The 6,598-nt window shown below is 61.8% G+C and carries 6 protein-coding genes and 1 rRNA gene; all 7 read right to left on the reverse strand.

Annotated features, from left to right (window positions below):
• Positions 1-58 precede the first annotated feature (58 nt).
• The 7 genes from recN to rrf all read right to left on the reverse strand — a co-directional run bounded on the left by recN (position 59) and on the right by rrf (position 6,360).
• Complete coding sequence (gene recN, locus I6E58_RS09650; protein ID WP_197132698.1) at positions 59-1,765, reverse strand: DNA repair protein RecN; 1,707 nt, start codon at positions 1,763-1,765, stop codon at positions 59-61.
• The gene (locus I6E58_RS09655) at positions 1,762-2,706 is read right to left on the reverse strand and encodes an NAD kinase (RefSeq protein WP_197132700.1); all 945 of its coding nucleotides are present in this window, start codon (positions 2,704-2,706) and stop codon (positions 1,762-1,764) included. The genes recN and I6E58_RS09655 overlap by 4 nt, the downstream gene beginning before the upstream one ends.
• A gap of 53 nt (positions 2,707-2,759) precedes the next feature.
• Positions 2,760-3,554: a TlyA family RNA methyltransferase gene (locus tag I6E58_RS09660; RefSeq protein ID WP_197132702.1), complete on the reverse strand. Its 795-nt coding sequence runs from the start codon at positions 3,552-3,554 to the stop codon at positions 2,760-2,762.
• Positions 3,547-3,699, reverse strand: coding sequence for a hypothetical protein (locus tag I6E58_RS09665; protein WP_197132704.1), 153 nt, complete (start codon positions 3,697-3,699; stop codon positions 3,547-3,549). The genes I6E58_RS09660 and I6E58_RS09665 overlap by 8 nt, the downstream gene beginning before the upstream one ends.
• 2 nt (positions 3,700-3,701) lie before the next feature.
• The gene (locus tag I6E58_RS09670; protein ID WP_197132706.1) at positions 3,702-4,700 is read right to left on the reverse strand and encodes an HAD-IIA family hydrolase; all 999 of its coding nucleotides are present in this window, start codon (positions 4,698-4,700) and stop codon (positions 3,702-3,704) included.
• On the reverse strand, positions 4,690-6,156 hold the full coding sequence (locus tag I6E58_RS09675; protein ID WP_197132708.1) for a primosomal protein: 1,467 nt from the start codon (positions 6,154-6,156) through the stop codon (positions 4,690-4,692). The genes I6E58_RS09670 and I6E58_RS09675 overlap by 11 nt, the downstream gene beginning before the upstream one ends.
• Before the next feature lie 87 nt (positions 6,157-6,243).
• A 5S ribosomal RNA gene (rrf, locus tag I6E58_RS09680) occupies positions 6,244-6,360 on the reverse strand.
• Between the last annotated feature and the right edge of the window lie 238 nt (positions 6,361-6,598).

The following is a 6,598-nucleotide window of genomic DNA, read 5'->3' on the forward strand; positions in this document are numbered from 1 at the left end:
GTTATCCACACCCCAAGCGAGCCCGTTCCTCGCCGCCGTGCCCTGAGGTAATCAGCGACTACGGCGCAGCATTCTCAAGTTCGCGTGCCGTCTCGATTAGTTCGCGCGCGTGAGCGAGGCCCGATTCTGAGTCAGGAAGCCCTGAGAGCAACCGCGCCATCTCAGCGATGCGCGCCTCTCCTTCGAGTTTGTGAACGCTGGATGCCGTGACCGAGCCATCATCGCCCTTAACGACGCTGAGGTGGTTGTCCGCAAACGCGGCCACCTGCGCCAGGTGCGTAACAACAATCACTTGAGCGGTGCGGCTCAGCTGAGCCAGTCGCTTGCCGATCTCGATGGCCGCAGCACCGCCGACGCCAGCATCCACTTCATCGAAGATGAAGGTGGGCACGGGGTCGTTGCCGGCGATAACAACTTCGATCGCCAGCATGACGCGCGAGAGCTCTCCCCCAGAAGCACCCTTGCCGAGCGAACGCGGCGGCGCACCGGGGTGGGGGCGCAGCAGAATCGCCACTTCATCCTTACCGCTCAGCGAGTAGTCGCTGCGGTCTTCGACGGTCACGACGATTTCGGCATTCGCCATTGCCAGATGCGTAAGCTCATTGCTCACCTCGGAGGCGAGGCGCGCAGCGCTCGTGGTGCGCACGTCGCTGACGCCTGAAGCGAGCTGGATGAGCTCGCTCTGATCGGCCTCAACTTGCGCGCGCAATTCATCGATTCGGGTGGAGTCGTTGTCGAGCTCCAGAAGGCGTTGGCTGCCGGTATCAAGAACATCAACGACATCGTCGAGACTCACACCGTGCTTGCGGATGAGAGCAGAAAGCTGGCTGCGACGTTCTTCAACCTGCTCCAGTTCACGGCTGCCATCGGCATCCAGACCGGCAAGGTAGCCCGAAAGATCGGTCGAGATCTCGCCGAGAGTAATGGATGCCGCCGCTAGCGCTTCGGCGATCGACGCAAGTTGTGCGTCGTGCTCGGCAACCCGTTCAAGCCCTCGTTGGGCACTGGCAAGCATCGCCACAACATCGGAGCCTTCGTCTACGGCATCCGCCGACAGCACCGCGTGGGCGCCCTCAGCAGCCAGACGCAGCCCTTCGAGGTTCGAGAGCCGATCGGCGCGCTCAGTGAGTTCGATATCTTCTCCGCGGCGCACGTCCGCCGCTTCGATCTCTTGAATAGCCACACGAAGTTCGTCCGCTTCACGACTGCGGAGGTCACTCTCCGCGATCAATACGTCGAGCTCGCCCTGAGCGGCCTGCCACCGACGGAACACGGCCTGATACTGCTCGAGCACAGTCGCCAATTCCGCACCAGCAAAGCGATCGAGCGCATTGCGTTGCGCAGTCGATGATTTGAGACGAATTTGTTCCGACTGCCCGTGCACGACAACTAGCTGGTCACCAAGTTCGGTGAGCACGCCAACCGGGGCGCTGCGGCCACCGACCACGGCGCGACTGCGGCCTTCGCGAGCCACCGTGCGCACGAGAAGAAGTTCGCCTTCGTCGAGGTCACCGCCGGCGTCGCGCACGCGGTCGGCAACAGCCGATGCCGGATCAATAACCCAACGGCCCTCGACAGAAGCTTGGTTGCTTTCCGCCCGAATCGAGGTGGGGTCCGCGCGCTCCCCCAAGAGCAGCCCGAGCGCCGTGACAACCATTGTCTTACCGGCACCAGTCTCCCCCGTGAGAGCCGTGAAGCCCGGGCTCAACGGTAGTCGAGCCGAGGCGATAACACCGAGGTCGCGGATGGAAATCTCTTCGATCACGAGTGGGTTCCCTCCTCCGATGCTGGCCCACGCCAACCGTTGACAGGCAAGTTGAATTTTTTGACGAGACGATCAGTGAACGGCCCCTGTGAGAGGCGGGCAAGACGCACGGGCACCGGGGAGCGACGCACAACTACGCGGGCACCGCGAGGCAGATCGAAAGCACGGCGACCATCGCACCACAAAACCCCAATGCCCATATTGCGTCCGAGCACTTCGACGGCCAGTGCAGAATCCGGGCCGACAACGAGCGGACGAGCAAAAAGGGCGTGAGCGCTCAGCGGCACGAGCAACAAAGCGTCAAGACTCGGCCACACAACCGGGCCACCGGCCGAAAACGCATAGGCGGTGGAGCCGGTGGGCGTCGACATCACGACGCCGTCGCAGCCGAACGAGGAAAGGGGGCGACCATCGACTTCGATGACCACTTCTAGCATCCGCTCGCGACTGGCCTTTTCGACCGTCGCCTCGTTGAGCGCCCAGGATTCGTACACAACCTCGGAATCGACCTTCACCCGCACTGAAAGAGTCATGCGCTCTTCGACGAGGTAATCACGAGCCAGCGCACGATCGACCGTCGACGTGAGCTCTTCTCGCTCGCTCTCGGCCAAGAATCCAACGTGGCCGAGATTCACACCGAGCAACGGGGCGCTGCAGCCACGCGTCAGTTCCGCGGCACGAAGGATGGTCCCATCCCCACCGAGCACGATGACGAGTTCGAGTTCACCGGTTTCAACCTCGTTACCCAAGCGCCGCACCGGAGAAAGGTCGGGTTCTGCTTGCAGAATCGTTTCGTAGCTATCGGGAGCCAACACCACAACGATGCCCGCGCTAATAAGTTGACGGCACACCGAGATCGCAGCGGTCAGAGACTCTGCACGCCCCGTGTGGGCGATAACCAAAATGTGACGGTCAGAAACGTGAGAGTTCTCGGACTGCACCGTGCACCTCTCATTCGTAGGGATAGTTCGTTTCACACCGCTCAGTGGCGGCGTTAGGCGATCGCAGAAACCTGCGTTAACCATTCTGTCGGATTGCTCCCTGACCGCGCGCTCAACCACACAAGATACTCACGGTTTCCCGCGTTACCGGCGATTGGTGAGGAGATGACACCGGCAGTACCGAGCCCCACGTCCCACGCGGCCCATAAGACACCCATGATCGCTTCATCGCGCAAGGCTGAGCCGTGAACAATTCCCTCGCGAATATTCGTGCGCCCCACCTCGAACTGCGGCTTCACGAGCAACACGTAGTCAGCGCTCTCCCCCACCGCAGCGTGAAACGCGGGCAGAACAGTGCGAAGCGAAATGAACGAGAGGTCGGAGACCACGAGCGTGGGAGTTTCGGATGTCCCGCTCAATTCTGCAAGCGACTCAGCGGTGAGATAGCGGGCGTTCTCTCGCTCAACCACTCGCACTCGCGCATCCGAGCGGATCAGGTCGACGAGTTGCCCGTGCCCGACATCGAGCGCAATAACCTCGCGAGCACCCCGTTCGAGCAAAACCTGGGTGAATCCACCCGTCGAGGCGCCAACATCGAGCGCGAGCTTGTCAGTCGCGTCAATGCCGAAGGCGTCAAGACCCGCTACAAGCTTGTGCGCCGCACGACTCACATAATGATCAGTTTCGGCGACGTCAATCTCATGCTCGTCAGTGACCGGCGTGGACGCTTTGGGTACGGCGACACCGGAAACCGTCACGAGGTTATCCGCAATCAGCTTCGCCGCGTGGGTGCGCGAACGAGCGAGTCCGCGGGCAGCCAGTGCTGCATCGAGCCGCATACTAGCCATTGCGCGAGAACGCGTCCTTGCCATCAAGCTGCTGCTGCAACTGGTCGTGAATCTGAGTGAACGCGGTGGCACGGGTTTCGAGCGGCTGAGCCTCGATCAGGCTCAGTCGTGACATCAATCCGTCAACGGGCGATTCGTCATCCATGCTCACGAATATAGCTCCGCGGGCACTTCGAGGGCGTAGATGGCGCTCCCCGAGTTCCAAATGGCTGCAGCGCCGGCACGCAGGCGGTCGATCGCTGTTCCGGTCTCAGTTACCGTCAAACGTTGTGCCTCAAGGCGCACAGTCGCGGTTCCGACGGTCGTCACTACGGCAGCGCCGTCGTGCGTGACCACAGTTTCAGGGTAAGGCTCAAGCAGTCCGCGCAGGTCGTCGACGATCATCGTCGGACGCTCATCCGGAATGCACGCCAGCACCTGCTTGGCCTGGTCGATTCCGGTCAGCACGAGCAGCGACGGGATGCCAGCGCGATTGGCTCCGAGAATATCGGTGTCAAGGCGGTCGCCAATCATGAGTGCCGAACGCGACTCGTAACGGCGGAAAGCTTCTTCAAAAATAGCGACCTCTGGCTTACCAGCAACGATTGGCAAACGGCCCACCGCAGAGTGCACGGCAGAGACGAGTGTTCCGTTGCCGGGAGCGGTGCCCCGAGCCTGCGGAATCGTCCAGTCGGTGTTGGTAGCGATCCACGGGATGCCGTCGTCGCCACCCTTGAGAGCGAACGACGCTTCGGCGAGATCTTTCCAGCCCACATGCGGAGCGAAACCCTGCACGACAGCCGCCGGCGAGTCATCCGCTGATCGCGTGACGACAAAACCCGACTTCTCAAGCTCGTCCGTGAGACCGTCGCCGCCAACAACCATGATGATCGAGCCGGCGGGTACGAGGTCACGGAGCAACCCCATGGCGGCTTGCGGCGACGTCACAACATCGTGCGGTGCCACGGTAAGCCCGAGCTCGCTCAAGTGCTCAGCGACGGATGCATCGGTGCGCGAGGCATTGTTCGTGATGTAGGCCACCTGGGCGCCCTCAATCGCGTTCATACTCTCAACGGCATGAGGAATCGCGTCAGCGCCGCGGTAGATCACGCCATCCAGATCAGCGAGTACGAGATCGATGCCCGTCAGAGGAGTTTTACTGCTCATCTGAGGTGCTTTTGCTGTCGTTCCCGTCCGCTTCTTCAGCGATGTCCACAGCCCCATCGGTACCCTCAGTTTCGGAGCTAGATTCGTCAGAAACGACAGCCGCATCTACTTCTTCGTCGTCGAATTCAATATCTTCTTCGATAACTTCGATCATGTCGTCGTCATCGTCACCGAGAGCCTCAGCCGCGACATCCGCTCGCCCGAACCACGTCGCAGCTTCTTCATCACGGCCCAGCTCCTCAAGAACAGTTCCGTACGCACCGAAGAGTGCCGGGCTGTATGTGAACGCCGTCGTAGGGTCCAACTGCGGTATTTGCAATTCAATGAGCGCTTCTTCGGCCTGACCGAGGTCGAGGCGTGCACCAGACATCGCGATAGCCAGTTCGACCTGCACGGGCACCGACAGGGTGCCGCGCTTCACCGAACGTCCGAGTTCAAGAGCGCGCTCAGGGCGCTCGAGGCCACGTTCGCTATCGACCATCATGGGCAGTTGATCATCGCGACCCGTAATACGGCGGTATGTGCGCAGCTCGCGAAGAGCGAGCGCGTAGTCACCAGTGGCGTAGGCAGTGATCGCGAGAGTCTCGCGAACTACGCCGATACGGCCGGCACGACGGGCAGCCGAAATAGCATGCTGATGAGCCAACTCAGGGTCTTCTTCAATGAGCTGCGACACCATCACGAGGTGAAGCGCGACGCCTTCCGCATTCTCCTTGCTGAGGGTCTTCAACTCGTTGGAGGCAACACGGTCGAGCATCTTGGGCGTTACGCCCTCGGGAATCTCCGGGGCCTGGTGGAAGGCACGAACCGAGCGGATGCCGAAGGGATCGCGATCCTCCTCAGGCTCGCGTTCACTGGCGTTACGGTCTCCGCGTGCGGGCGCACCGCCCTTGGTCCAGAGTCGTTTTTCGTCGGGGCCACCGCGGCGATCGGATCCGCGGTCAGGACGTCCGCCACGCTCGGGGCGTCCGGAGCCATCGGAACGGAACGGGCGTGCCGGCCGGTCTCCCCTATCGGGACGATCGCCAGAACGCTGCGGACGACCGTCGCGGTCGCCAGAGCGAGGCGGCCGCGAGTCACGGTCGCCGGAACGTGGTGGACGCGAGTCGCGATCTCCCGAACGCTGTGGCCGGGAATCGCGGTCGTTGCTGAGTGGCGGGCGACGGTCGTCGCTTGCCGAGGAATCGCGGCGAGGTGAACGGTCACTGCTGTCGCCGTCGCGGCGGGGGCGACGGTCTTCGCCCGCTGGCTTGTCGCGCCACGGGCGGTCTGAATTGGATGCGGGCTTACCGCGAGCGGGTCCGCCAGCAGCGTTGTCGCGGCGTGGCCTTCCATCGCTCGGGCGTCCTTCGCCGGGGCGTCCGCCGGTGGGTCGTCCACCGGATCGAGGCGCGCCTGAACGGCTTCCGTGGGGACGGCTGTCGCGCCGGCCGTCGTTACCTGACGAATCGCTCACAAATTGCTCCTGAATATGGGTGGAACTTAACGCAAAATGGCCACCTCTGTGTCTATTAAACACAGTGGTGGCCATTTCACAATTTAAGTCCGGCGGTGTCCTACTCTCCCACAAGGTCCCCCTTGCAGTACCATCGGCGCAGAGAGTCTTAGCTTCCGGGTTCGGAATGTAACCGGGCGTTTCCCTCTCGCTATGGCCGCCGAAACACTATTGATTTATGTATCAGTCTGGGCCAGAAACATCAGTTCAGAGTCCTCCGTGAAGAGGGCCCCGGCTGTGTTAGCTGGGCNCAGTTCAGAGTCCTCCGTGAAGAGGGCCCCGGCTGTGTTAGCTGGGCGCAGTTCCCGACCGTAAATCGGGAACCACAAAGTGGACGCGAGAATTCTTCTCAGTCACCATTCACATCCGAAGATGTCAGTGAGGTGGGGTGTTATCAATTTGT

Source organism: Salinibacterium sp. SWN1162, assembly GCF_015864675.1.
Taxonomy (GTDB): domain Bacteria; phylum Actinomycetota; class Actinomycetes; order Actinomycetales; family Microbacteriaceae; genus Rhodoglobus.